Source organism: Natrinema salifodinae (assembly GCF_900110455.1).
GTDB lineage: Archaea > Halobacteriota > Halobacteria > Halobacteriales > Natrialbaceae > Natrinema > Natrinema salifodinae.
In genome coordinates this window covers 60,416-82,087 of the sequence record NZ_FOIS01000006.1, presented here as the reverse complement: position 1 = coordinate 82,087, position 21,672 = coordinate 60,416, and the positions used below count along the sequence as shown (strand labels likewise).

The window sequence follows — 21,672 nt, the reverse complement described above, 5'->3', positions numbered from 1 at the left end:
ATGTGACGCCTCCGGCGGGCGGGCCGAGCCGACGACCCATCCATCCACGTGTCGCGTGTGACCGGGACTCACCGTTCGAATGAAACGATCGTCGACACGTAAGCCCGTATTTCCGGGCCGATGACGGGGTCGAAACGAACTGTAACAGTCGGCTCGACATCACAATTCAGGGGCTTCCTTGCGAAACCCTCGCCATCCCTTAGTACAGTCTCGACTACACTCGCTTGTATGGCAAACAGACAGCAGATAGCCGAACGGGAAGTTACCGAACAGGCAGCAGAAGAAGTCGGCGAAGAAGCCATGGGCCCCGCGTTCGTCGCGTCGGCCGCCTCCGTCGGCCTCTCGCTGTACTACTTCTTCCTCCGAGGAGAGCGACAGTTGGGCGCGTTCATCGGGCTCTGGCCGCCGACCATCCTCGCGTTCGCGAGTTACTTCAACCAGCGGAAGATGCTTAACCAGCTCCAGTCGGTCACCCAGCCGGGAACGACGCTGAAGAACGCGTTCGACTCGATGATGGGCAACCGCTGAATCGGCTCGCAGTTCGAGCTTCAGCGCCATACGGTCCCCCGCGACACCTTCGGTCTTCGACCGACGCTCGCCGAACAACCGTCGTTTCGCCGAGGCGAGTTTTTTCTTTCCTATCCGTGTAGAGTCCCCGTCAGACCTAAATACCCCCTCGCCGAAAGCCGAATCAGATGCCGAAAGTAGAGATCACCATACCGGAGCACCTCGAGATGCAGATTGCCCAGATGGTCGAACGCGGCGAGTTCGTCAACCGTGAGGAGGCGATCGAGGACCTCCTCTCGACGGGCATCAAAGCCTACAAAACCAGCGGGCCGATGGACGAAGACGAAGGAGCAACGGGCGGCACCGGCCTCGAAGACGACGGCATGATGGGCCACGACGACGAATACGTCTTCTAACGCCCGATTTTTGGATCGGCTCTCGGCAGCGCTATAGCCCGATCGTGAGCAGCGGAATTCCGAACGCGACGACCGCCCCGAGTAGCATGACGACGACGCCGATACCGACGTCACGTCCGGAGTAGTCGCTCATCGGTGCAGTCGTTCGCTCGGCGTCGAGGTCGTGGCCGACGTCCGCTCCCGTATCGGCCTCGTGTTCGTCGTGTTCGGTGTCGGCTACCATACGTGCGTGTTCTCTGTTCCGTCACTTAAGGGCACCTACACGGAACGTCTCGGGAACTCGCGCTCGTCCAGTCGTCGACGTTCCGGCCGTCTCGGTCCGTCTTTCCCGATCCAGACGGCTTTACTATCCTCGGTTCGAACACTCGGGTAGCAACCACATGGTACTGACCAAGCGAGTCATCCCGTGTATCGACGTGGACCTCGACGAGGACGGGAACCCGGCGGTCTACACCGGCGTCAACTTCGAGGACCTCAAATACACCGGCGACCCGGTCGAGATGGCCCGCGCGTACAACCGCGCGGGCGCGGACGAATTTGTCTTCCTCGACATCACCGCCTCCGCGGAGGGCCGCGAAACGATGCTCGACGTCGTCGAACGCGTCGCTGACCAGGTCTTTATTCCCCTCACCGTCGGCGGCGGCATCCGCACCACCGGGGACATCAAGGAGACCCTGCGGGCCGGCGCGGACAAGGTCTCGATCACCACCGGCGCGCTCGAACGCCCCGAACTCGTCAACGAGGGCGCCCGCGCGTTCGGCAGCCAGTGTATCGTCATTAGCGTCGACGCCAGGCGACGCTTCGACGAGGGCGGCGAACACTACGTCGAGATCGACGGCGAGTCCTGCTGGTTCGAGTGCACGAAGAAGGGCGGCCGTGAGGGGACCGGGATCGACGTCCTCGAGTGGGCCGCGGAGGCCGAGGCCCGCGGCGCGGGCGAACTCTTCGTCAACTCGATCGACAAGGACGGGACGAAAGACGGCTACGACCTCCCGCTGACGAAGGCGGTCTCCGAGACCGTCGACACGCCGGTCATCGCCTCCTCGGGCTGTGGGGGCCCCGAGGACATGTACGACGTGTTCACCGAGGCCGGCGCCGACGCCGGCCTGGCGGCCTCGATCTTCCACTTCGACGAGTACTCGATCGAGGAGACGAAGGCCTACCTCGACGAGCACGGCGTTCCCGTCCGTCGCTGACGCCGAGGACGGCGATCCCGGCGCCGGCGCGGCCGACCCGGATGACGTCCATCCAGCAGGCTTATCTCTTCGTAGTCGTGCGTTTCTACCAGTGAAATGGCGATGCGCGTGGTGTGGGAAACCGCACGCGGAGAACGAGCCGCCCTGTGACGAGTGCGGTCACAACGCCTTCGAGAAGGCTGTCGTCCGCGCGAGCGACGCGAACGCGACCGACGGTGACTCCGGATCCGGGCCCGAATCCAGTACTGGAGCCGAGACGACCGGCACCAGCACCGGAACCGGTACCGTCGACACCGGCCCCGACTACGTCTGGACCTGTCCGAACTGCGGCCGGGAACACGTTCGCAACACGCCGCCCTGTTCGCGCTGTGGCAACCCCGACCTCGAACGGGTCGAACAGACCTACGACGGGCTCGAACGCGACCTGACCGCCCCGACCTGGTTCGAGGTCGCGAAACCCTACCTGCCGATCCTCGCCGCGATCGGGCTCGTCATCGCGCTGTTCGCGACGGGGATCGTTTCCCCGTCGATCCTGCCCGGGATCGGCTCGCCGTCGCCGCCGGACGCGCCAGGCGATGGCGATCAGAAAGCGGGGATCGACCTCGAGATCGCGGCAGCGGAAATCCACGAACGGCTCGACGAGGAGCGGGACGAGTCAGCGGCGCGCGCATACGACGACGGGCTCGCGGCGTACGCGGAGTACCAGAATCGCGCGTACGTCGCGGTCGAGTTCGACGATGCGGAGCCCGACGCTGCGGATCCCGGCGATTTCGACCACGACTGTAGCGAACCTCCCGTCGACGCACCGATGATCGTCTCCGACCTCTCGGTCGAGGACTACCCCGACGAAGCCGCGTTCGCCGACGACGTCGCTACGGCGCTCCTGTCTTCGCGGTTCGGCGACGAGGTCCGATCCGGATTCGACGCCGAAGGTATCGACGTCCACGTCGCGCCGAACGACGATCTCTACGTGTTCTACGCGGCGTGTTGACCGTCGGCGATCGCCGACTTCGGCGTCTCCAGCCACTCCGGCGCGAAAACCGCACGCTGCGACGGACTGTGATTACAGTCGAAATCGAGAGAAAATCGAGTCGAGAGCGGTGCGATCGACGATCGATCGGGGTTCAGGCCGCCGCTTCGAACGCGTCGCGGAACGACGCCGACTTCTCGCGGACGGTGACCGCCGCTTCCTCGAGACACTCGAGCGGGTCGGCGCCCTCGGTCTTGATCGTCAGGATCGGCTCGGTCTGGCCGCCCGACTGCTCCGGATTGACGTCGTAGGTCGCCGCGGCGACGTCGTCGTGTTCGAGTAGCGCGCCCTTCAGCACGTTCATGAAGGTGTGATCCTCGCCGGCGATCTCGATGGCAAGTTCGTCCTCGCTGCTCTCGGTGACCCGCAGTTCCATGTCCCTCCTTCCGTTCGTCGGCCGCTTGTACCTTTCGAAGCCGACGTTCGCCGCGGCTGCCGTGACTCGAAGATAAATCACTATACGGCGCCGTTCGAACCACGGGACATGCGCTCGCTTGCGGCCCTGCTGACCCTCGTCGTCGCTGCGGCCCTGATCGGGTCGATCGCCGTCGTCAGGCAGATCCACCGCCCGACCAGGCGCTGGCGCGACGTGGCCGGGGCGCGGCTCCTCTACGGAATTCCCTGGGGATCGCTCGTCGTGATCGCATTCGTACTCTGCGTCTACCTGTTCGTGCAGGACGGCATCACCGACTTCGACGATCCCGTGACGATCCCCTTCCGCGCCTGGTCGTACTTCTACCCACTCGGGATGGCGACGGCGGCGTTCTCCCACGCCGGCCCCGGCCACCTCGTCGGTAACCTGGCGGGGACGGTCGTGGTCGCGCCGCTGGCGGAGTACGCCTGGGGGCACTTCCCCGACTCGGACACCAAAACCGCGACCGCCACCGACACCGACGCTGCCACTGACGACCGGGACCGGACCCGGGCGGCCGACGCCTGGCGAACCGATCCCCGGATACGCGCGTTCGTCCTGTTCCCGCTGGCCGTCATCGGGATCGGGCTGACGACGAGCCTGTTCGCGCTCGGTCCAGTCATCGGGTTTTCCGGCGTCGTCTTCGCCTTCGCCGGGTTCGCGATCGTCCACTATCCGATCGCGACGATCGTCGGGACGCTCGGCGTGCAGAGCGTCATCTTGCGGCTCTATTACGCGCTGCAGGAGCCGATCAGGGTCTACACCGCCGAGCCGAGCCCGCCCTCGGCGCCGTCGTGGGCCGGCATCGCCATCCAGGGCCACGCGATCGGCCTCTTTCTGGGTTTCGTGCTCGGAATCGCGCTCCTCGAGCGACGGAACGCCCGCCCGAACCCGCTCTTCCTCTGGCTCGCGATCCTCCTCTTCGGTTTCTCGAAGAACCTGTGGGCGATCTACTGGTTCGGCGGCGAGAACACGTACGTCCTCTTTCAGGGTCCCGGCATCGCGGTCGTCGCGGTGCTCGCACTGGTGGTGACGCTCTCGATGACCGCCTCCGAGAAACCGCTCCTCTCGCAGCGGGTCGAACGGCTGCTCGCGCGAATGGACGCCTCGACCCCCGCCTCGGATTCGGACTCGGAGAACGGGACTCGATCAGCGGTCGCCAGGCCGCTCGAACTCGCGAGCGGACGCCGCGACGGTGACGGAACCGCCACGGCGCGCCTCGATCGCATCCGCGAAATCGTCGGCGACACTGCGGGACCCCGACGAGCAGCTCGTCAGTCGAACTGGATAGCATCCCTGACTCGCAAACGGACCGCGTTCATGGCGGTCCTCTGCATCCTCGCGATCCTCGCCGGGATCGCCATTCCGGCCAACTTCCTCGTCGTCGAAGACGCCACCGCGTCCTCGGACGCCGCCGTCGAGATCGAGGACTACACGGTCGAGTACGTCGAAGGTGTCCCGAACGGGCTGGTCTCCGGGATCGGCATCGACGCCATCGAGAGCGACGAGGGCCTCGAGTCCAGCGGGGTGATCGTCGCGAGCGAGCAGCGAAACGTCTGGCTCGAAGCGGTCAGCGCCCAGCGGCTCTCGTTTACCGGCGAGGAGACGGTCTACGTCGGCGGCGCCGGCTGGCGCGAGGCCGTCCACGTCGAACGGACCGGCTGGGAGCCCGTCGGCAACGACACCGTCTATCAGGTCTGGATCGAGGACGGCGGGGACCGCCGGCTCGCACACGAGTCCAACGAATCCCGGGCGGAGGCCCGGATCGCGGGCCGGAACGTAACGATCGATTCCGACGGCGGGGAGTTCGTCCTCGAAGTCCAATCGGACGGGACCGAGCCGGTCGCGACGACGCCGGTTCCGGCCGAGAACGAGACGGCGTCGGCCGGCGGCCTCTCCTTTGAGCGCGAGAACGAGTCGATCTACGCGGCCGCCGACGGGACGCGGGTCGCGGTCGCGAGCGAAGAGCGCTACGACGAGTACTAACCGCCTTACTCCCACTCGATCCGGAAAACCTCGGCGTCGAGCGTGGTCTCCGCTTCGGTGTGAAACTCGAATCGCTTCGCGATCGGAAATTCCGCCCGGAACGCGTGCGTGACGGTCCCGCCCTCGTCGGCGGCGAAGGACTCGACGAAATCCTGACTTCCCTCGTTGTGAATCGTATAGGAGACGGCCCCGATTTCGCGGGCCGTCTCCAGAAACTCGCGATCGGCGTGGCGATTACCCCGTTGCGCGCCGAACGGCGGGTTCGAGAGGACGGTCGCGTCGGTGATCGAAAACGGATGCCGAGTGACGTCGCCGCGGAGCCAGGCGATCGCTCGACTACCCCGGGCTCTATCGCCGCCGGACTCGTCGCGAACCGCCCGCTCGTTTCGGCGGGCCAGGCGGAGCGCGTCGGGGTCGACGTCGAGTCCCGCGACGCGGTCGGCGCCGGAAAGCGACGCCGCGATGGCAAGCATTCCGGTTCCGGTCCCCAGATCGACGACCCGGCGATCGAGATCGCCCTGTAAACCCGCCAAGTGACAGAGGTGAGCGGCGAGTTCCGACGGCGTTAGATACTGCTCGAGGCTGGCGGACGGATCGGAGAAATCGTCGACCGACTCGAGGCGGCGGGCGAGCGTGCGCCGAGAGGGAGCCATCCCGCGAGAGTCAGGCGTCGACGGTGATGGGCCCTTCGAGATCGAACGCGAGTCCTTCGCGGGCGGCCCGTTCAGCGCAGGCTGCCAGGGCGGGACGGACCTTCTCGGGGTCCGCGACGTCGTCGACGGTGACGGTCACGGTTCCGACGCCGAGGAAGGAGCCAGCGCGGACGTAGCCGCGGATGCGGTCGACCTCGTCCTGGGTGGCAAGCGAGCAGTCCTCGTCGAAACACGCCTCGACGGTCAGTTCCGCGGGAACCAACCCCTCGGCGGTCAGTTCGCCCTTGAGATCGCGGAGGTACTCCGGCGCCGTCGACTCGAGGGCCGCAGCCTCGAGCGTGACGGGGGTCGCGTCGGCGGGCTGACAGCGGTCGATCGCACGGGTGGGGGACGACGTCGTACTCATTGCCAGTGCATACATAGCCTGCATACAAAAAGGTTAGTGAATACGCAGTAGTAATACACTCGAGCGGATGCAACGCTGTCAGCGGCGACGGCGACCGAGGGTCGAAAGCGGACGCGAACGGTCCTATTTCCGACAGATTCGAATAGAGTTAAGGACGATCCGTGAAAGTGACAGGTATGAACGAGTGTCCACGGTGTCAGGGCCCCATCGAAGTACTCTCTCTCGGCGAGGCATCGACGGTGACGTGCTCGCACTGTGGGTTTGCGGACGTGTCCGTCGAACACCAGCCCCAACGCGAGGAGCCCGAATCCTGGGGCGAGGCGTTCAATCGATTCTACGACGAATCAACGGCCACTTCGGATCGATAAGCAGTCCGATCGCTCACGTCTCGCTGTCGCCGATCGTCGAAAAAGGATCGAACCACCGAGAACCGCAGCCGGGACCGTCGTTACTCGTTGGCGGCCGCCGCTTCTGCTTCCTCGTCCGCCTGGTCGTGGTCGACGTCCTCGTCGGAGCGAGCGGCGACGAGGCCACCGCGGGCGACGCTGTAGAGCGGTTCGTTCGCGTGCGAGACGCCGCTGATCGAAAACGGAATGTTCGCCTCTTCGAGATGGTCGCGGAACAGCGCCTCGAAGCCGTCGGGGCTCGAGGTGCCACCCGTGACGACGACGGGGACGTCCAGTCCTTCTTCGACGTCTTCGTCGTCGACTTCCCGGACGGTGTTCTCGATGACGTAGTCGAGCAGGTTCTCGTAGTAGATCGACAGCGCACCCTCGACGCCGCCGACGTCCGTGGTGAAGTCGAGTTCGAAGTCGTCCTCCTTGATCGAGGTGACCTTGTCGACGGGCGTGCCGGTCGCGCGGGCAGCCTGTTCGTCGATCCAGTCGCCACCGCGGGCGACGGAGAACTTCATGACGGGGACCGCGTAGTAGGCCAGACAGACGTTCGTCATGCCGGCACCGAACGAGATCCCGAGGCCGGTGAAGTTGTTGTCCGCGAGCTCGGAGTAGATGACGGACATGCCCTCGTTGATCGGCTCGGCGTCGTAGCCCATGTCGTTTAGGAAGGACTCGATCGTCTTCTGGTGGTATAGCGTCGAGAGATCGGAGTCGATCGGGTCCGCAGGCGTCGAGAAGTAGAGCTTCTCGTCGGGATAGGCGGGCTCGCCGACGACCTGTTCGATGATGAGCTTCATCATCGGGATCGCGCTCTGCTCGTCGTTCGAGAGGATCCCGTGTTTCATCGGGCGGCGCGTCTCCTTGTTGAAGATGTTCGCGAAGTTGAGGGCGTCGTCGCCGACGACGTATACCTTGTCGTCTTTCCGAATGTGGAGTACTTCACTTCGCGAGAGCATCTGCTCGGCCATATCCGAGTACTCAATTTCTACGAAGGAGTTGCGCTGCTGCACGAAAACCGTGTCGTTGCCATCCTGCTGTGCTGACAGGATGTTCATCGTTCCAACGTCTAGGCCTTTGGCCATGTGTGGGCAAGGCCACCGACGGATTATAAATCTATGTGCGTTACATTCGGATCTGATACTACGTCATAACAGAGTGATTCTTTTCCGCGACGGCAATTAATTGCGGTTTATCAGGTCCCGGAAGCGGTCGAGGAGGGACGCGAACGGTTTCGCCACGGCGTCGACGGCGCCATCCTCGTCGTCGGTCGCCAGCTCTTCAGCCTGCTGTTGCTCACGGAGCTCCTTCAGCTTCGCCGTCTGATCGTCGACCGTCGAGCTCGAGGTCGTCGTCTTCGTCTCGCCACCTTTCAGTCCCTTGAGACCGGCGACCTGCGCATCGACACCCGAGGAGCGAGTGGTCGTCGTCCCCGCGTCGGTGTCGACGCTGACGTCGGTGAGGTCGTCCTCGGAGAAGCTCAGGCGCTTGTGTTCGGTCTTCTCGACGCCGCCCCACGAGAGTTCGACGTCGTCCATCGCCTCGTCGATGTCTCGACGGACGTCCTCGTCGGTGAACTCGGGCTCGTCGTCCGCCTCGTCGTCGGCGGCGACGGCATCGACCTGACGAGCCATGTCGAGGTAGTGTGCGATCAGCGCCGCGCCCGTCGAGGCGATAAGCGCGGCGAGGCCGACGGCGTAAATTGCGATGATTTCGACGGTGTAGTCGGCGCCGTAGCCGTTCCAATCCTTGGGGTACACGGCGAGGAAACCGACGACCGCACCGACGGTGACGGCGACGCCGACGACCGACGTGTAGAGCATCCGTCGTTCCGACGGGAGCAAGACGACGATACCGAGCATCGTGACGGGAAGCGCGACCATCGCGAGCGCGTACGCGGGCCCGATCCACGCGAAGTACTCTGCAGAGCGGGCCTCGAACGTATTGCCCCAGAGGAAGAGCAACAGTCCGATGATCGCCAGTCCGATTCCGCCGAGGAACAGACCGAACCCAACGTAGACGTCGGTCCGGTCCTCCGGTTCACCGATGTATCGACGATAGAGGTCGAAGAGATAGCCGTCTGGGGCCTGTTCCGCTGACATTAGCACCCCGTTTATACTCCAGTACTATGACTGTTGGGACGTGTACAGAACCGACCGAACGACGCCACACCGAGGATTCGGCGGACCGCGTGTGCATGAAAGGGCGGCTCGGCCGGTGGTCCGTTCCTGTTTAGTCGGCCGAATCGGTTACCGGCGGTGGATCAGTCCATAGTTTGATATCGGTTCAACCAAAATATATTACCAAATCTAATTATGTTTGGGGATGCTGGTGGCGTGCTCATCGCCGCTCCCGAGCCCGAGACGGTGGCGCAGGTACGATCGTGGCTCGTCGACGACTACCGCGTCGAGACGACGACGGACGGCGACGACGCGTTGGCGAGAATCGGTACCGTCGACGCAGCCGTGATCGACCGCGAGCTCCGGACGGAAACCGGGACCGTCGTCGCGACGGCGATCGAACGACGCGACGCGCATACGACGACGATTCTCGGCCGAACCCGGGTTGACGGGGACCAAGTCGGTATCGGGATTCCGAAATCGGCTTCGAAAGCCGACCTCCGCGAGACCGTCGACCGCCTGGTACGGCGCGCTCGCTACGACCAATTGCTGACCGAGTATGCGGCGGTGGCGGCCGAACGCGGGGCGGTCGAGTGCGAGCCCGGTTCGGCGTCGCCCTCGGACCGCGCCGCGACCGACGCGGCGATCGAAAATCGACTCGGCGAATTGGTCGAGACCGCAGACGAGTTGGTGACGTCGTTCGACGGCGTGGACTTCCGGGCCGTTCTCGCGACCTGCGAAGCCGAGGAGCGAACCGAACTCCGGCGGGCCGGGAACCGATCCTGATCGGGAGCCGAACTGTGGCCGTACGACACCGAGACGATCGACCATAGCGGACGTCGGTCCGTGCCCAAATCGATCGGCGCAACAGGGGGAATTCCTCGCTCACGGACAGCGTGCAGTATATACGTCCGTGGCCGTTAAGGCGGCTAATGAGTCAGGAGTCGGAGTATACCGAGGGGGACCTCCGGAATACGGGAATGCGTCTCAAACACGATCGCGAGTGGGACTACGAACTTGAACAGATCGTCGACGCGATCGAAGAGCGGGACGCGAAGAAAGTCGGGCTGCAGTTCCCCGAGGGGTTGAAGCGACGGGGGCCCGCCGTCGCCGACGATCTCCGGGAACTGGCCGACGACGACGTGACGTTCATGCTCTCGGGCCAGCCCTGTTACGGGGCCTGTGATCTCGATACCTATCTGATGAAACGCACCGACGTGTTCGTCCACTTCGGCCACTCGCCGATGAAGAACACGGACAAGGTGATCTACGTGCCGCTGTTCTCGAACGTCGAGGTCACGCCGATCATGGAGGAAGCCCTGGACACCTTAGAGCCGCCCGAAGAGACCGAAGACGTCGGGCTAGTCACGACGGCCCAGCACATGAACCGCTACGAGGAGATGAGCGAGTTCCTCGAGGAACGGGGCTACGACGTCCACAGCCGTCGGGGCGACGAGCGACTGACCCACGAGGGGCAGGTGCTCGGCTGCAACTACGCGAGCGCGGACGTCCCCGCCGACCAGGTACTGTACGTCGGCGGCGGGAAATTCCACCCGCTCGGCCTGGCGATGGAGTACCCCGACAAGCACGTCGTCATCGCCGACCCGGTCAACAACATCGTCACGCTCGCGGACACGGAGAAGTTCATGAAGCAGCGCTACGCGTCGGTCCACAAGGCGATGGACGCCGAGAAGTGGGGCGTCATCTTCTGTACCAAGATCGGCCAGGGGCGCTGGGAGACCGCCCAGGAAATTCTGGCGGATAACGACGACGCCTACCTCATCACGATGGACGAGGTGACGCCGGACCGCCTGCGGAACTTCGATATGGACGCGTTCGTCAACACGGGCTGTCCGCGGATCACGACCGACGACGGCCCGCAGTTCCACAAGCCGATGCTCACCCCCGGCGAGTACGAGATCGCCGTCGGAAACAAGCCCCTCGACGAACTCTCGTTCGACACGTTCCACGGCACCTGGTAGCCCCGCCGTTTCGCCGTCGACACGGACGCCCGGTTTTTGCTCGGCCGTCACACTGTCGCTTTCCGAGCTATTACCGGTCTGTTTAGCGACTGTTGCGAAATCTCAAGTTCAGTACCCGAATCGAAATAGATTGTTATGTTCTCTCTGCAGTGACTGTTTATACCTGTATAGTCCGCTAAATAGCGGTAATAGATTGCTGATTCCAAATCAGTTTGGAGCAGGTCTTTTGCACATAAGTCACCGACCAGTAGTCGATGAGTAACTCAGCTCCGAGCGGCTCCGCGACCGCGACTCGTGATTCGCTCTTCGACTCCCTCGCCGACGCCGATTCCCGGACCGTGCTCCGGCTCGTCGGCGAGCGGTCGTCCCAGGGCTCGGGAATCGAGAAAACAGATCTTGCGTTCCGGCTCGCGGCGGTAACAACGGATAAACGGCTCGCCGACGTCACCGACGACGAGCATCAGCGGGCCCGCATCGATCTCCACCACCGCCTGGTGCCCAAGCTGAAAGATGCGGGGCTGCTCACCGAGACCCAGGACGGCGCGATCGCGACCGCCGACCATCGGGCGTTCGACGAGTCCGAGTTCGCGGCCCTCCTCGCGGACGACGGAGACGCCGGTGCAGACGCGGACGAACTCGACGCCGTGTTCGAAGCGCTCGCCGACGAGCGCCGACGGACGATCCTCTCGGTACTCGGCGACCAGTACCACTCCATCGCGACGGAGACGCTCGCGCGCGACGTCGCGGCCCGGGAGGCCGACGCGAGCGAACGCGAGGTCTCGCAGGAGCGCGTCGACGAAGTCCTGGCTGCGCTCGTCCACGTCCACCTGCCCGTGCTGAACGATGCCGGGCTCGTCGGCTACGACGCCGACACGGATCGGGTCTCCTACGAGGGCCATCCGATCGTTCGCGTCGAGTGGATTCGATCAGGAGGCGACACGAACGCGGAGGCAGTCGACGCGGACGTCGCCGAGGACGCCGACGTCCGCACGCTCGAAGGGCGCGAGACCATCGTCTCGACCGGCCAGTCGCTCTGTGAGCGCGCCGACGACGAGCTCTTCCTGATGTTCACGACCACGGGATTGCTCGAGGAGGGTTGCGTCCGCCGGATCGGGGACGCCGTGGACCGCGGCGTCGACGTCTACCTCGGCTCGCGCGATCCTCGCGTCCGCGAGCTCGTGCGCGAGCGCGTGTCCGAAGTAACCCTCTGGGAGCCCCAACTCGACTGGCTCAATCTGCCCCCCGCGGGCGAGTCCGTCGGCCGCCTGGTCTTTGCCGACCGCGAGGCGATCATGCTCGGCACGATCGGTCGCCAGGCGTCCAGCGACAAGTTCACCGAGACGGCGATTCTCGGCGAGGGTCAACACAACGGGCTCGTCGTCCTCATGCAGCAGATGCTCGGCTCGCGGGTCGACCGCCTCGACGCCCGACGCGACGAGATCACCGCGGAGTTCCCGCTCTAACGCCGTGTCGATCGTCGCGCATCCGCTCACAGCAGCTCTTCTTGCGGACTAAGTTCGCTTTCGCTCGTCGGTACCGTCACCAGTAGCCGTAGGCACCCCCGCATCCGTAGCCACAGCACTGCTCCGAAACAGGCGCGGCATCGATGCCGACTCGCACCGAGACGGTAACACTTACGCGGTCGGTGGTCACATCCTCACGCATGACCGAAATCCGAAGTGACTGGGGCGACTGGCTCGTCCGCGACGTCGCGGACGCAACTCCCGACGGCGTCGCGATCTGGTATCTCGGCTGCAACGGCTTCGTTCTGAAGGGCAGCGAGGGCACGACGCTGTTTATCGATCCGTACGTCGGCCTGGGCGATCCGCCGCGGACGGTCCGCATGATCCCCGTTCCGTTCGACCCCGAGGACGTCGCGGACGCCGACGCCGTCCTCGCGACCCACGAACACACCGACCACGTCCACGGGCCGAGCCAGGCGCCGATCCTCGCGAACACGGGCGCGACCTTCTACGCGCCGGACGACAGCCTCGCGGTCGCCCGCGACGAAGAGTCGTGGACCGACGAGTGGGACGTCGCGGCCGACCAACTGACCGACGTTGCTGAGGGGGAGACGCTCGAGATCGGCGAGTTCACGGTCCACGTCGAAGACGCGCACGATCCGGACGCGACCCACCCGGTGAGCTACGTGATCGAGCACGACGCCGGCACCTTCTTCCACGGCGGCGACACGAAGCCAAGCGACGAGTTCGACCGGATCGGCGACGAGTACGACATCGACCTGGCGGCGCTGGCGTTCGGAACCGTCGGACGGATCCCCGACAAACGGACCCGCGAACCGAAACGAACTCGCTGGTACAACGACGAGAACCAGATCATCGAATGCGCCGCCGCGTTGCAGTGTGAGCGGCTCCTCCCGAGCCACTGGGACATGTGGAAGGGACTCACCGCCGACCCGACGGCGCTCCATCACCACGCGAATAGTTTCACGCATCCACGGCGGCTCGAAATCGTCGAGATCGGCGACCGCGTCGACCTCTGATCGTCGAGGCGGTACCTCGTGAGCCGGATTTGACTTGTCCGTACGATTTATAGTAATGGTATGGTAACGTTGGCTCCATATGAGCAGCACCGCCGACGCGGACGACGTGATCGAGGTCAGCGCTAACGGGGTGACCGTCCGGAAGACGTTCTCATCGGACGAGTTCCCCGTCCCCGTGATCCGATTCCAGATCGAATCGGACCGCGACGACCCGGTCACGTTTCAACTCTCCGAGGACATCCCCGAATCGTTCCCGATGGACAAAGTCGGGTTCCACCCCGACTACCGCAGTGACGACTGGACGGCCTACCAGGACAACCACGTCGAGTTCACGACGACCCTCCAGCCCAACGAGCGACTCGAGACGGTCTACGGCATCCAACTCACCGACGAAAGCCGGGCCGCCGAGTTCCTCACCGAACCGGCAATCGTCGAACTCAGCCCCGACGACGACGGCGAATCGGGAGCCGCCGAAGTCGACGACGAGGTCATCGGCTCCATCGTCTCCGAAGACCGCACGCAGGCCGTCAAGGACATGATCGCCGGTGAGTCGGACTCGGTTCCAGGGCTCGAAGCCGACGGTGCCAGCGACGACAGCGGCCAGGCGGTTCGGGATGAGCCCGCGGCCGCTGCCGACGAGCCGGCGACCGACGACGCGGACGACGGCGGACTCGACCTCGATCTCGGCGACGTCGATTCCGGGCTGGTCGACGCGGACGCGGACGCAGACGCAGACGAAGACACGGATGCGGGCGGCGAACCGTCGAACATCGACCTCGAATTCGAAGAAGACGGGGTTCCGGAGTCCGACGAGACCGACGACGCGGCCGCCGAACCGAGCGTCGACCTCGATCTCGGAACCGAAACGGAAGATACCGACGACATCGTCGGGGACGAACCCGACGCGGACGAGGCCGACACCGCGGAGCGCGAACCGGAAATCGACCTCGATCTCGACGGCTCGGCGGCCGCGGACACCGAGGATAGCGACGGCGAAACGGACAGCGAATCGGGGACCGAACTCGAACTCCAACCGGACGTAGACGACTCCGGATCCGACCCGGACTCGGCGCCCGACCGATCGATCGAGTCGGCCGCGGACGACGAACCGGACCCGGCGGCCGAACCGGCCGACTCGGATTCCGAATCCAACGCGCCAGGCGGTGCGAACGACGGCGCGGCCGCCGAGGACGGAGCGGATGTCGACGTCGACGACGACGTGACGGCCGACGACGAGACCGTGATCGCCGACGAATCGACGGCGACCGACTCGGTCGGTGGAGACTCCGAACCGTCTGCCCCTGCCACCCCGGCGGACACTGATCCGGCCGACACCGAGTCTGACGCACCCGCAGTCGAGGACGACCCCGAGACCGCGACGGCTCCCGAACCCGACGACGCCGACGAACCGATCGAAACCGAACCGGCCGAGCCGGAACCGGACCCGGCTCCGGTGTCGCCGTCCGTGTCCGAACTCGAAGGGTCGATCGCGGCCCGCCTGGCCACCGAGATCCGCGAAGGGACGGTCGACGACGACGATCTCGAGGCCCTGCAGGACGAACTGGACCTCGAGCCCGCGGGGCCCGACATCGCGAAGGTCGAACACCTTCAGTCCTCCGTCGATGAGGTCGCCGCCTACACCGAAGCGCTCGAGACGTTCCTCGAGGAGAACGGCACCGGCGCGCAACTCATCGAGGAGCTTCAGGGCAACATCGAGGCGCTCGAGGCCGACGTCGCGTCGCTCGACGATCGGCTCGAGGGCACGGCGTCCCGGATCGACGAACTCGACGGCGACGTGAACCATCTCACCGACTGGAACGCCGACCTCGAAGAGGGGTTGAGCGAGGTTTCCGACGACGTCGACGCAGTCGAGACGACAGTCGACGACCTCGCGGACGACATCGAGACGGTCGACGACGACGTTGAAACGGTGACGGACGACCTCGCGGGGGTCGAGGACACCGTCGAGACGATCGAGGGAGACCTCTCGGACGTCGCGGACGACGTCGACGCCGTCGAAGCGGACGTCGAGTCCGTCGCGGACGATCTGGAAACGGTCGAGGACGAACTCGACGACGTCCGTGCGGACGTAACGGACATCCAGGAGTGGCGCGACCAGCTCGGCTCGATGTTCTCGGACTGAGCCGACGGACGCGGGCGACGGACGACCGTTCCGGAAACACAACTCGTTTATCCGTCGCCGGTGGAGAACCGGTCGATGGGCGAGACGATACCGATCGCTGTGCCGCGGAAGGGGCGCCCCCTCGAGTCGGTGCTCGACCGACTCGCGGACCGGCTCGCCGTCCCCGAACTCGCGGACGATATTACGTCGACGCTTCGCCACGAGAAGGCACTCACGAAGGGAAAGATCGAACCCGACGAGGAGCGCGGCGTCTACCATCGTCTCGCCGACTACAGCACCGTCGCCGATCCGACCGATCCCGAGTACACCCTAGTGCGCGACGACCGTGCCGGGAAACCGCGCCGGATCGTCTTCGATAGCGTCACGATCCCGCTCACCGACGTCGACGGCGCGCCCGACGACACGGACGCCGCGATCCAGCTCGTCGGTCGCGAGGAGCCGTTCCGCGCGCTCCGCACCCACGACTTCGCGCTGGGGTTCGACAGCGCCGATCTGGTTCTCGAGGAGGTCGTCGAGCTCCGGCCGGAGCCGCTCGGTCGGATCGCCGACGTCAACGCTCGGATCGACCCCGCGGATACCGACGTCCGCGTCGTCACCGGCCTCGGCGACACCGTCTACCACACGCTGTTGGCCGGGCCCGAGGTCGCGCCGTCGGCGGGCTCGCTCGATCGGGACTTCCTCAAGCGCTACGAGGGACCGCTGTGTATCGAACCGCGGTACGAACGGCTCGTCCAGGCCGTCCTCGGAACCGGAACCCTCGACGGGATCGAGTTCCGGTACCCCGAGGAAGGGCGCGAAGAGGAGGCGGCCATCGCCGACGCGGGCCTGGGCGTCTACCTGACCGTCACCGGCTCGACCGCCCGCGACCACGGGCTCTTGCTCGGCGAGCAATTGTTCCCGAGCGAGACCGTTCTACTCGAGAACACGGCGGAAACGTCCGAGACGGTCGAGTTCGTCCGCTCGCTGTTGAACGGGGCCGACCTCGAGACGGAACTCGCCGTCGAGCCGTAGCGTTCGCCTGGCCGTTCCGCTCTCGTTTCGGTCTCGATTTCGGTTTCGGTTCTTGTGTTCTGACTCCGATTCAGGTCGTCCGCTACTCCCAGTTGTGCAGCGAGTCGCGGAAGACGGCCGCGACGTCGTCTTTCGTTACCGGCCGCGGATTACACCGGAGCAGGCGCTGTTGGGTCTCGACCGTCCGCTCGGCCAGCCAATCGATCTCGTCCTCGGTCACCCCGGCGAGTTCGTGCAGTCCGCTCGGCAGAACGTTCACGTCTCGCTGGAGACGCACGAACTCCTCGCGCGCTCGATCGGCGGCGTTGCGCGCGGCCAGGCCGTCGGTGTTCGCGCCGAGCAGGTCCGCGATGGCCGCGAACCGCTCCGGATCGCTGGCGACGTTGTAGCCGAGCGTGCTCGCCGGCGTGAGCACGGCGATCGTCTCCCCGTGGTAGGTGTGATACTTGTTACCGACCGGATACGCCATCGCGTGACAGAGGCTCGCGCCGGCGGTCAGTCCGGCGATCGCGCCGTACAGGGCCCCTTTCAGCATCGCTTCGCGAGCGTCGAGATCGTCGCCGTTGTTGACGGCCCGGCGAACGTTGCTCGAGAGGAGGTCGATTGCCTTCTCGCTGAAGAGTTCCGTGAACCCGGTTCGGCCGGCGTAGACCGGCCGGTCGGCGGGATTCTCGGGACGGAGTAACTCGTCGTACCGGTGGGTCGTGTAGCCCTCGATGGCGTGACCGAGCGCGTCCATCGCCGTCTTCGCGGTGAGTGCCGGCGGGAGCGACGTCGTCAGCGTCGGGTCGAGCACCGCGGCGTCGGCGCGTACGTTATTACTGGAGATCCCTTCCTTAATCTCCTTCTCCGCGACGGAGAGGATCGCAACCGGCGAGATTTCCGATCCCGTGCCGGCCGTCGTGGGGAGCAGTACGAGCGGCGGGCCGGATTCGGTCAGCGGTTCGCCCGAGCCGGTCGGCTCGGCGACGTAATCGAGGATCGAACCGCCGTTAGCGACGATCGCGCGGGTCGTCTTCGCGGTGTCGAGACAGCTCCCGCCGCCGAGCCCGAGATAAAAGTCGTAGCCGTCCTCGCCCATCTCCTCGCGGACGAACGAGATGCACTCCTCGACGGCCTCGATCGACGGTTCGCGCTCCGAGCCGTCGTAGACGTCGACGTCGAAGCCGGCGTCTTCGACGCGGTCCGCGACTCGCCCCGCGTGACCGATCTCGACGAGCGTCTCGTCGGTCACGATCAGTCCCCGCGCGTTCGATTCGACGCCCAGATCGTCGAGTTGGGCGCCCAGTTCCGCGACCGCGCCCCGACCGACGCGAATCTCGGGCATCCGAACGTGCCAGACGGTTTCGGGTGCGAGTTCGTGCGGATCGGCGGAGACGGATCGATCGTAGCTCACAGCCCCCACCCCGGCTGCACGGCGTCGAACTGGTCGGGGTCGTGGCCGTACACGACTTCGGCGTCGTGACGGCGCTCGAGCGCCTCGATGCGACGGAGGCTCTCGATCCACTCGGTCCGCCCCCACAGGAGGGCCGCCCCGAGCGGGATCTCTTCCTCGAAGTTATCCGCCATGTACACCTGATCGCCGGTGAACACGAGCGTGCCCTCGTCGTCGAGGTGGATCATCGTTCCCGTGAGGCCTGGCGTGTGTCCCGGGAATCGGACGAATTCCAGATCCTCGAAGTGTCGTTCGCGGTCCTGGTGTAAGACGTGCCAGTTCAGGTCGTGATCGAAGTCCTCGAGCACGTACGCGTCGCTTCCCTTGTCGGTCTTCGCGCTGTAGTAGGCGAACTCGAGTTCGCGCTCGTGGACGAACACTGGCACGTCCGTCCCGGCGAAGAATTCCAGGCCGCCGGCGTGGTCCAAGTGTAGGTGGGTCTGAAAGACGTAATCGATGTCGTCGACGCCGAAGCCGGCCTCGTTCAGATCGTCGTCGAGCCGATGCTCGTGGGCGTCGTGCGGGTAAAACGCCTGAACGAGGCCCTCGGGCCAGTGGCCGTCAGCGGCGTCGTGGTGGGAACCGGTGTCCCAGAGGATCGTCCCCTCGGGGTGCTCGATCACGAGGTTCCAGACCGGGATCTCGCCGTAGTCGATATCCGGGTTCGGCTCGTCGTGCGTGCCGAGCACGTGCCCTTCCATCATGTAGTTCATGTCGCACTCGAGGCCGCCGCGATCGAGAACGTGAATGCTAGCATCGACCATTAGCAATCGTCACGGTTGTTCGACCACGAGAAATATCATAATAGTACGGGGAGAAGGGGGTCGCCGCTAGTGGGACGACAAAAACCGCTCAACGGGCCAAGTACCGCGGCAACGACGGAGCAGGGGGTGAAACGCGGAGTTCGCGTCGAAGAATTCCAGCGCCGTCACCCCCAATATTCCTATAGCAGTATAGGATTTATTCGTCGGTTCTCAGCCAATGGAGTTTACTACGGTAGTAGTACTCCTTTGGGGAGTCGGTGAACGAATCCGACTCCAGCCGATCACTGCACCGGTCGCCGAGCCACGGTGTAGATGTGCTCGAGGTAGGTTTCGCGGACGCGGTCGCCCCAGTTGTGCGTGTAGGTATCGATCACGTCGCCGGCGACGTCGCCACGGAGGTACTGGACGATCCCTCGGTCCCCGGTTCGGTCCCGCAGATGCGTGGTGAAGAAGTGCCGAAAGTAGTGGGGTGTGACGTTCTCCTGGGTCCCGCCGCCGGTTCGGTACCAGCCGTGATCGCGGGCATGTTTCTCGACGATATAGCGGACGTCGGACGGTTCGAGCCGTCGTCCCCACGACTCGCCAGTGTCGAGAAAGAGCGGCCTGGCCGACGAGACAGCGTCCGGCCGAATTGCCAGCCACTCGAGTAGCACCCGCCGGAGTTCGCCGTCGACGGGGACGACCGTCTCACGCTTGCGCTTGTTTGAGGCCGTCCGCTCCTCGCCGTTGACGGTCGTCCCGCGGGCCGGCTCGGCCGCGACGAACAGCGATGACGGCCGCCGCTCGAGACCGACCCGCGTCGTCCACTCGAGGTCGAGTTCCGGCGTTTCGAGGTGCAGATCCCGCAGGTCGAGGTTACAGAGTTCTCCGACGCGCATCCCCGTCTTCAGGAGCGTGACGACGACGGCCCGCTCGAGCGGATGGGCGATCCCGCCGACAAACGAGCGCATCTCCGGCACCGAGATGTCCCGCCTGGTCGGGTTCGTATCGATCGACTCGGGGAGTTCCTCCATGACCAGGCCCATGGGATTGTCGTCGAAGGCCCCGACGCGGGTCATGTAGTCGTAGAACCGGTTGAGGTAGGACGCGTACGTGGCGATCGTACTGGGTTCGAACTCGCCGCGAAGGGAGTGGATCCATGCCATGCACTCCCGGCGTTGGGCCCCCGCGACTGCGTCGACGCCGAAGCGCTCGTCGATGAACGCCTCGAACCGGCGGAGGATGCGCTCGTAGGCCTCGAGCGTCTGCTCGCTCTTGCCGTGATAGCGCTGGTCGTCGAGGAAGTACGCGATCGGATCGTCGACGCCGTCGGACGCGCCGGCGGCGGATTCGGGGTCAGTCGCCATCGGCCCCTCCGCCGTCGACCGTGGTGTACCCGCCGTGGCGACCGCTGTATCGAATCCGGTTGTTCGCTTGCAGTTCCTCGAGGGCCTCGTCCAGTCGCGACTCGATGTCGTCGGAGACCGCATCGAGGAGTTCCTCCCACGAGTACGTGTCAGCGGAGAGTAATTCGAGGACCTGTCTTTCGAGGCCGTTACCCCCAGGGTCTGCGTCCGGAGAATCGGGTTCCTCTGAATCGGGTTCGAACCCCTTTCGACCGGCCTGGACCATCGTCCGAACGAACTCGCTCTGGCTCATCCCGAACTCGTCGGCGTGGGACTGCCACTCCGTTTTCTGGTAGGCCGGCACGTAGGTCTTGACAGCGGTTCGAGATGTATCCGCCGAATCGCTCATACCCAACCCGTTAGCAGCGACGATATTCAATCTACCCATTATTCGAGCTAAGTATGTTTATCTCAGATTGTGGGATATCATTTGCGCCAAAATGGGTGCCAGAATATAAGATTAGCTTACTCTAAGTCCTACCGTTTGAGATAAAGATGTTGTAAGTCTAGTACCAGAATTCGAGATACAGATACAGCGGGTGAGTTCGTACTGGGCCCATCGGTGTCGCGATGCCGGGCATCTGTTCGCCTCATCGAGTAGGCGACTGCCACTCGAGACGACCGCCTGGCCGTCGACCGAGTCGCGAGGTCGACTTGATTTGCCCGTCGATCGAGCGCGGCGCGGTTCGCCGAGTCAGTCATGTACGGTCTCGGTACCACACCCCCGATCGGATCACGATCGAACGCACGGCAGTCCGAAACGAGTCGACGGACGCCGTTCGCCGGCACCGGTCGGGACGAGCGGAATCGGCGGGACCGTCGATGTGGCGACTTTCCCGGCCTGGCGAACCGGCCCCGGACCGGCTCTCTTCGAAGGCGTCGGAACGCGGAAGGAGGCTTGGCTGTGGAGGAAGGCGAGAGACCGATCAAACGCCAGGAAAATCAGTTGCGCTCCTTGACTCTCTGCGAGAACTGGACGGCCAACCGCGCCATCGGAGACGACCGTCCGGTGCCGGCCTCGCAATCGGGCCGGCGACGCGTTCGGATTGGCCTCCCTACCACCGAGCATCGGACACCAAGCACTGAGACCTACTGACGAGGAAGCAGACTCAGGGAACGCAACGCGGCCCCGCCCGGGTCCATGGCTGGAATCGGTAGTGCTGACTGGAGCGAGCGTCTGGAACGGTCGCTGCTCGACGCCTGGTTTCGGTAGTTGGATTCTCGCGTTCCGTTCGTAGATCGCCGTCCGAGTATCCCGGTCGTAATCGCCGTGACGATCGGGTGCCAGTGGCGAACGACGTCCTCGCGATACGCAGTCGATTGTGGCG

Annotated in this window: 22 protein-coding genes; 12 read left to right on the top strand and 10 right to left on the bottom strand. The window is 64.9% G+C overall.

Annotation, left to right across the window (positions count from 1 at the left end; all coding sequences use genetic code 11):
• The first annotated feature begins 228 nt into the window (after positions 1–228).
• Complete coding sequence (locus tag BMY29_RS20015; protein WP_049990535.1) at positions 229–528, top strand: hypothetical protein; 300 nt, start codon at positions 229–231, stop codon at positions 526–528.
• A 167-nt stretch (positions 529–695) separates the two neighbouring features.
• The gene (locus BMY29_RS20010; protein ID WP_008014354.1) at positions 696–923 is read left to right on the top strand and encodes a ribbon-helix-helix domain-containing protein; all 228 of its coding nucleotides are present in this window, start codon (positions 696–698) and stop codon (positions 921–923) included.
• A gap of 31 nt (positions 924–954) precedes the next feature.
• Here the strand turns inward: BMY29_RS20010 and BMY29_RS20005 are convergent, their stop codons facing one another.
• Positions 955–1,146, bottom strand: coding sequence for a DUF7550 family protein (locus BMY29_RS20005; RefSeq protein ID WP_049990536.1), 192 nt, complete (start codon positions 1,144–1,146; stop codon positions 955–957).
• Positions 1,147–1,303: 157 nt separating this feature from the next.
• Between BMY29_RS20005 and hisF the strand changes: the two genes are divergently transcribed.
• Positions 1,304–2,119, top strand: a complete 816-nt coding sequence (gene hisF, locus BMY29_RS20000; RefSeq protein WP_049990537.1) for an imidazole glycerol phosphate synthase subunit HisF — start codon at positions 1,304–1,306, stop codon at positions 2,117–2,119.
• A 91-nt stretch (positions 2,120–2,210) separates the two neighbouring features.
• Positions 2,211–3,110, top strand: a complete 900-nt coding sequence (locus BMY29_RS19995) for a hypothetical protein (RefSeq protein ID WP_049990538.1) — start codon at positions 2,211–2,213, stop codon at positions 3,108–3,110.
• A 133-nt stretch (positions 3,111–3,243) separates the two neighbouring features.
• Here BMY29_RS19995 and BMY29_RS19990 read toward each other — a convergent pair whose 3' ends face one another.
• Complete coding sequence (locus BMY29_RS19990; RefSeq protein WP_049990539.1) at positions 3,244–3,525, bottom strand: DNA-directed RNA polymerase subunit L; 282 nt, start codon at positions 3,523–3,525, stop codon at positions 3,244–3,246.
• A 108-nt stretch (positions 3,526–3,633) separates the two neighbouring features.
• On the opposite strand from BMY29_RS19990, the gene BMY29_RS19985 reads away from it, so the two are divergent.
• Positions 3,634–5,547: a rhomboid family intramembrane serine protease gene (locus BMY29_RS19985; protein WP_049990540.1), complete on the top strand. Its 1,914-nt coding sequence runs from the start codon at positions 3,634–3,636 to the stop codon at positions 5,545–5,547.
• A gap of 5 nt (positions 5,548–5,552) precedes the next feature.
• Here BMY29_RS19985 and BMY29_RS19980 read toward each other — a convergent pair whose 3' ends face one another.
• Both BMY29_RS19980 and BMY29_RS19975 read right to left on the bottom strand, forming a co-directional pair.
• A complete protein-coding gene (locus BMY29_RS19980; protein WP_049990541.1) occupies positions 5,553–6,200 on the bottom strand; it encodes an METTL5 family protein in 648 nt (215 codons plus the stop codon).
• Positions 6,201–6,210: 10 nt separating this feature from the next.
• Positions 6,211–6,606 carry a DUF7961 family protein gene (locus BMY29_RS19975; RefSeq protein WP_049990587.1) on the bottom strand — a complete coding sequence of 132 codons (396 nt, stop codon included), beginning with the start codon at positions 6,604–6,606 and terminating at the stop codon, positions 6,211–6,213.
• A gap of 176 nt (positions 6,607–6,782) precedes the next feature.
• Between BMY29_RS19975 and BMY29_RS19970 the strand changes: the two genes are divergently transcribed.
• Positions 6,783–6,974: a zinc finger domain-containing protein gene (locus tag BMY29_RS19970; RefSeq protein ID WP_049990542.1), complete on the top strand. Its 192-nt coding sequence runs from the start codon at positions 6,783–6,785 to the stop codon at positions 6,972–6,974.
• An 80-nt stretch (positions 6,975–7,054) separates the two neighbouring features.
• Here the strand turns inward: BMY29_RS19970 and BMY29_RS19965 are convergent, their stop codons facing one another.
• Entirely contained in the window at positions 7,055–8,086 is a 1,032-nt protein-coding gene (locus BMY29_RS19965; protein WP_049990543.1) for a disk-shape morphogenesis protein volactin, read from the bottom strand.
• 96 nt (positions 8,087–8,182) lie between these two features.
• A complete protein-coding gene (locus BMY29_RS19960) occupies positions 8,183–9,103 on the bottom strand; it encodes a cell division protein CdpA domain-containing protein (protein WP_049990544.1) in 921 nt (306 codons plus the stop codon).
• Between the two features lie 213 nt (positions 9,104–9,316).
• Here BMY29_RS19960 and BMY29_RS19955 point away from each other — a divergent pair, with 213 nt between their 5' ends.
• From BMY29_RS19955 to BMY29_RS19930, 6 genes are all read left to right on the top strand, one after another.
• The gene (locus BMY29_RS19955; RefSeq protein WP_074854883.1) at positions 9,317–9,907 is read left to right on the top strand and encodes a DNA-binding transcriptional response regulator; all 591 of its coding nucleotides are present in this window, start codon (positions 9,317–9,319) and stop codon (positions 9,905–9,907) included.
• Positions 9,908–10,053: 146 nt separating this feature from the next.
• Complete coding sequence (gene dph2, locus BMY29_RS19950; RefSeq protein ID WP_049990546.1) at positions 10,054–11,103, top strand: diphthamide biosynthesis enzyme Dph2; 1,050 nt, start codon at positions 10,054–10,056, stop codon at positions 11,101–11,103.
• Between the two features lie 254 nt (positions 11,104–11,357).
• The gene (locus tag BMY29_RS19945) at positions 11,358–12,566 is read left to right on the top strand and encodes a DUF7344 domain-containing protein (RefSeq protein WP_049990547.1); all 1,209 of its coding nucleotides are present in this window, start codon (positions 11,358–11,360) and stop codon (positions 12,564–12,566) included.
• Between the two features lie 200 nt (positions 12,567–12,766).
• Positions 12,767–13,606: an MBL fold metallo-hydrolase gene (locus tag BMY29_RS19940; RefSeq protein WP_049990548.1), complete on the top strand. Its 840-nt coding sequence runs from the start codon at positions 12,767–12,769 to the stop codon at positions 13,604–13,606.
• A 79-nt stretch (positions 13,607–13,685) separates the two neighbouring features.
• A complete protein-coding gene (locus BMY29_RS19935) occupies positions 13,686–15,749 on the top strand; it encodes an AAA family ATPase (protein ID WP_049990549.1) in 2,064 nt (687 codons plus the stop codon).
• A 75-nt stretch (positions 15,750–15,824) separates the two neighbouring features.
• Positions 15,825–16,760, top strand: a complete 936-nt coding sequence (locus tag BMY29_RS19930; RefSeq protein ID WP_049990588.1) for a phosphoribosyltransferase HisG-related protein — start codon at positions 15,825–15,827, stop codon at positions 16,758–16,760.
• An 82-nt stretch (positions 16,761–16,842) separates the two neighbouring features.
• Here the strand turns inward: BMY29_RS19930 and BMY29_RS19925 are convergent, their stop codons facing one another.
• The 4 genes from BMY29_RS19925 to BMY29_RS19910 form a co-directional block, all read right to left on the bottom strand.
• Positions 16,843–18,156, bottom strand: a complete 1,314-nt coding sequence (locus BMY29_RS19925) for a hydroxyacid-oxoacid transhydrogenase (protein ID WP_049990550.1) — start codon at positions 18,154–18,156, stop codon at positions 16,843–16,845.
• Positions 18,153–18,959 carry an N-acyl homoserine lactonase family protein gene (locus BMY29_RS19920; RefSeq protein WP_049990551.1) on the bottom strand — a complete coding sequence of 269 codons (807 nt, stop codon included), beginning with the start codon at positions 18,957–18,959 and terminating at the stop codon, positions 18,153–18,155. Before BMY29_RS19920 ends, BMY29_RS19925 begins: the two co-directional genes overlap by 4 nt.
• A gap of 281 nt (positions 18,960–19,240) precedes the next feature.
• Positions 19,241–20,305, bottom strand: coding sequence for a tyrosine-type recombinase/integrase (locus tag BMY29_RS19915; RefSeq protein WP_049990552.1), 1,065 nt, complete (start codon positions 20,303–20,305; stop codon positions 19,241–19,243).
• Positions 20,295–20,693: a DUF5805 domain-containing protein gene (locus BMY29_RS19910; RefSeq protein ID WP_049990553.1), complete on the bottom strand. Its 399-nt coding sequence runs from the start codon at positions 20,691–20,693 to the stop codon at positions 20,295–20,297. The genes BMY29_RS19915 and BMY29_RS19910 overlap by 11 nt, the downstream gene beginning before the upstream one ends.
• Positions 20,694–21,672: the final 979 nt, after the last annotated feature.

Bases quoted from the DNA above. Each gene is read 5' to 3' on its own strand.
- BMY29_RS20015 (WP_049990535.1), top strand. From the start codon at position 229: ATGGCAAACAGACAGCAGATAGCCGAACGGGAAGTTACCGAACAGGCA.
- BMY29_RS20010 (WP_008014354.1), top strand. From the start codon at position 696: ATGCCGAAAGTAGAGATCACCATACCGGAGCACCTCGAGATGCAGATT.
- BMY29_RS20005 (WP_049990536.1), bottom strand. From the start codon at position 1,146: ATGGTAGCCGACACCGAACACGACGAACACGAGGCCGATACGGGAGCG.
- hisF (WP_049990537.1), top strand. From the start codon at position 1,304: ATGGTACTGACCAAGCGAGTCATCCCGTGTATCGACGTGGACCTCGAC.
- BMY29_RS19990 (WP_049990539.1), bottom strand. From the start codon at position 3,525: ATGGAACTGCGGGTCACCGAGAGCAGCGAGGACGAACTTGCCATCGAG.
- BMY29_RS19985 (WP_049990540.1), top strand. From the start codon at position 3,634: ATGCGCTCGCTTGCGGCCCTGCTGACCCTCGTCGTCGCTGCGGCCCTG.
- BMY29_RS19980 (WP_049990541.1), bottom strand. From the start codon at position 6,200: ATGGCTCCCTCTCGGCGCACGCTCGCCCGCCGCCTCGAGTCGGTCGAC.
- BMY29_RS19975 (WP_049990587.1), bottom strand. From the start codon at position 6,606: ATGAGTACGACGTCGTCCCCCACCCGTGCGATCGACCGCTGTCAGCCC.
- BMY29_RS19970 (WP_049990542.1), top strand. From the start codon at position 6,783: ATGAACGAGTGTCCACGGTGTCAGGGCCCCATCGAAGTACTCTCTCTC.
- BMY29_RS19965 (WP_049990543.1), bottom strand. From the start codon at position 8,086: ATGGCCAAAGGCCTAGACGTTGGAACGATGAACATCCTGTCAGCACAG.
- BMY29_RS19960 (WP_049990544.1), bottom strand. From the start codon at position 9,103: ATGTCAGCGGAACAGGCCCCAGACGGCTATCTCTTCGACCTCTATCGT.
- BMY29_RS19955 (WP_074854883.1), top strand. From the start codon at position 9,317: ATGTTTGGGGATGCTGGTGGCGTGCTCATCGCCGCTCCCGAGCCCGAG.
- dph2 (WP_049990546.1), top strand. From the start codon at position 10,054: ATGAGTCAGGAGTCGGAGTATACCGAGGGGGACCTCCGGAATACGGGA.
- BMY29_RS19945 (WP_049990547.1), top strand. From the start codon at position 11,358: ATGAGTAACTCAGCTCCGAGCGGCTCCGCGACCGCGACTCGTGATTCG.
- BMY29_RS19940 (WP_049990548.1), top strand. From the start codon at position 12,767: ATGACCGAAATCCGAAGTGACTGGGGCGACTGGCTCGTCCGCGACGTC.
- BMY29_RS19935 (WP_049990549.1), top strand. From the start codon at position 13,686: ATGAGCAGCACCGCCGACGCGGACGACGTGATCGAGGTCAGCGCTAAC.
- BMY29_RS19930 (WP_049990588.1), top strand. From the start codon at position 15,825: ATGGGCGAGACGATACCGATCGCTGTGCCGCGGAAGGGGCGCCCCCTC.
- BMY29_RS19920 (WP_049990551.1), bottom strand. From the start codon at position 18,959: ATGGTCGATGCTAGCATTCACGTTCTCGATCGCGGCGGCCTCGAGTGC.
- BMY29_RS19915 (WP_049990552.1), bottom strand. From the start codon at position 20,305: ATGGCGACTGACCCCGAATCCGCCGCCGGCGCGTCCGACGGCGTCGAC.
- BMY29_RS19910 (WP_049990553.1), bottom strand. From the start codon at position 20,693: ATGAGCGATTCGGCGGATACATCTCGAACCGCTGTCAAGACCTACGTG.